Source organism: Streptomyces sp. SM1 (assembly GCF_002910825.1).
GTDB classification, from domain to species: Bacteria; Actinomycetota; Actinomycetes; order Streptomycetales; family Streptomycetaceae; genus Streptomyces; species Streptomyces okerensis.
This window is the reverse complement of record NZ_NEUB01000528.1, coordinates 1-2318: the sequence shown is the minus strand read 5'-3', so window position 1 is coordinate 2318 and position 2318 is coordinate 1. Positions and strand designations below refer to the sequence as shown.

The 2318-nt window shown below is 72.7% G+C and carries 2 protein-coding genes; one reads left to right on the top strand and one right to left on the bottom strand.

Annotated features, from left to right (window positions below):
* Positions 1-1733: lytic transglycosylase domain-containing protein (locus B9S61_RS12855; RefSeq protein ID WP_103542372.1), on the bottom strand; the 1733-nt coding region annotated here is incomplete at its 3' end.
* A 291-nt stretch (positions 1734-2024) separates the two neighbouring features.
* On the opposite strand from B9S61_RS12855, the gene B9S61_RS12850 reads away from it, so the two are divergent.
* A partial coding sequence (locus B9S61_RS12850) for a DUF4184 family protein (protein WP_146064816.1) occupies positions 2025-2318 on the top strand: 294 nt, incomplete at its 3' end.

The following is a 2318-nucleotide window of genomic DNA, read 5'->3' as shown; positions in this document are numbered from 1 at the left end:
TCGGTCTCGGCCGGCGGCTCGGTCTCGGCCGGCGACTCGGTCTCGGCCGGCGCCACGGTCAGTTCGACCGTGAGGGTCGCTCCGCCGGCGGTGGTGACGCGGAGCAGGAACGTGCCGGTGGTGTCGTCGGCGTAGAGCTGCGGCAGCCTCAGCAGACCGTCCGCGTCGGTCTGGAGACCGTCGAGCGTACGGACCGCCTCGTCGTCGGCGTTCTTGAAGTAGGGGCCCTTGTCGTTCTCGGCCGGGTCGTCGGCGGACCTGACGAGCGTGGCGGTGGCGGCGACCTTGTCGGCGACCGCACCGCCGTAGGTGGCCTTCAGCTCGACCGCTTCGGCGAACGTGCCGCCCGGGGTGCAGACCAGGGCCGTTTCACCGGTGCGGACGAGGGTGTCGGCGGCGCGTCGGGTGACCGTCGCCCGGTAGGCGACGCCGGGTACGTCGCGGCCCACGACGACGGCCCGGACGGCGAACACGCCGGTCTTCTCCCCGGCTTGGAGCGCGGGCGCCACGGCGACACCGGAACTGCCGGTGAGGACGGTGGCCACGCTCTCACCGCCGGCGAACGTGGCGTCGGTGGCGCCGTAGACGCTGAAGCGGATCCGCACCCTGGCCACCGCCTTGCCGGCGTCCGTCTCCGCGCGGGCACTGATCCTCTGGGTGAAGGTGTCGCCCGCCATCGCGGTGAGCGTCGCGGTGCCCGCGTCCTCCAGGTGGTCCACCGTGTCGGTGGGGGTGGGAGGCGTGGTGGGCGCGGGGGTGGTGGGCTTCGGAGTGGTCGGGGGTACGGAGCCGGGCGGCTTCGGGCTCGGGCTGGAGCCGCCCGGCCTGTCGGGGGTGGGGCTGGGCGGCGACGGGGTGACCGGTGTCGTCGGGGTGGGCGTGGGACGGGGCGTCGTGCCGTCGCTGCGGTCCCCGGGCAGGGCGCCGGTGCCGTCCGGGACCTCGTGGGTGCCCTCGCGGTAGTACTCCAGCCACGACAGGACGGTGTTCAGGTAGTCCGTCGAGTTGTTGTAGCTGAGGATCGCCTTCCTGAGGTCCCGGCGGTCGGACAGGTCCCAGTCGAAGCGGCACAGGTAGTGGCCGGCGGAAAGGGCGGCGTCGTAGATGTTGTTCGGGTCCTCGCGACCGTCGGCGTTGCCGTCGCGGCCCGCCCAGTCCCAGGTGGAGGGGATGAACTGCATGGGTCCGACGGCCTGGTCGTAGGCGCTGTTGCCGTCGTAGGCACCGTCGTCGGTGTCCCTGATGAGGGCGAAGCCGTTGCCGTCGAGCTGGGGGCCGAGGATCGGGGAGAGCGTGGTGCCGTCGGCGTCGACGCGCCCGCCACGGGCCTGACCGGATTCCACCTTGCCGATGGCGGCCAGGAGTTGCCAGGGGAGGTTGCAGCCGGGCTTCTTCTCGCGCAGCGCGGCTTCGGCCCGCTTGTAGGCGTCGAGGACGGTCGCGGGTATGCCCGCCTCGGCCTCGCCCGTGCCGACCGGGCCCGTCCCCGAGCTCGGGGACGGGTTGGGGCTGTTGAGCGGGGGCAGGTCCGTGTAGTACGGCGAGTTGCCGGTCGCGCTGCCGCCGTCGGCGGTCTCCCCGGGCGGGGGCGTGGCGTCGGAGGCGGACTGTCTGCCCTGGTCGTCAAGGGTGGCACCCGGGGCCTGCGAGGCGGACAGGGCCGCCACCGCCGCCGCGGCCACGGCGGTGGTGGCCGCTCCCTTGCGCAGCCTCCTGCCGAAATGCGCCGCCATAGAGTGAACCCCTCCCGTGGGCGCTGTGGCGCCCGTCAACGCGTGCCGTGTCCGCCCCGCTGTGGCTGTGACGTTCTTCCCGCCCCGCCGGTTGCCCTGTAGGGGCCGCCCGGCACGACGGCCCTCGCGACCCTACGACAACTTCCTTTGCGCGGACACCCGTTCATGACCGATATTCACCGGTTGGCCACGTTCACGCTGCGACCGGTCCATGATCGGGGTCCCGCACACTGGGACCTTCCGATCGAAGGGTCCCGGTGGCCCGGTCAAGGCCTGCCGCGAGGAGTCGACTTGCCGTTCACGCTGAGCCACGCGGCGGCGGTTCTGCCGGCCGTGCGCACCGACGGGAGCGGCCGGGGCGCCCTGGTCCCCTCCGTACTGATCGCGGGCAGTTTCGCTCCCGACATGACCTATTACGCGGCGAGTGTCCAGTCGGCGGCGATGGAGTTCGGCGATGTGACGCACGCCTTCCTGGGTGTGTTCACGGTCGATGTGCTCATCGCCTGGGCGCTGGTGGGACTGTGGCTGCTGGTGCGCGAGCCGCTGGTGGCGCTGTTGCCGCGGGCGCGGCAGGGTCGGGTGGCG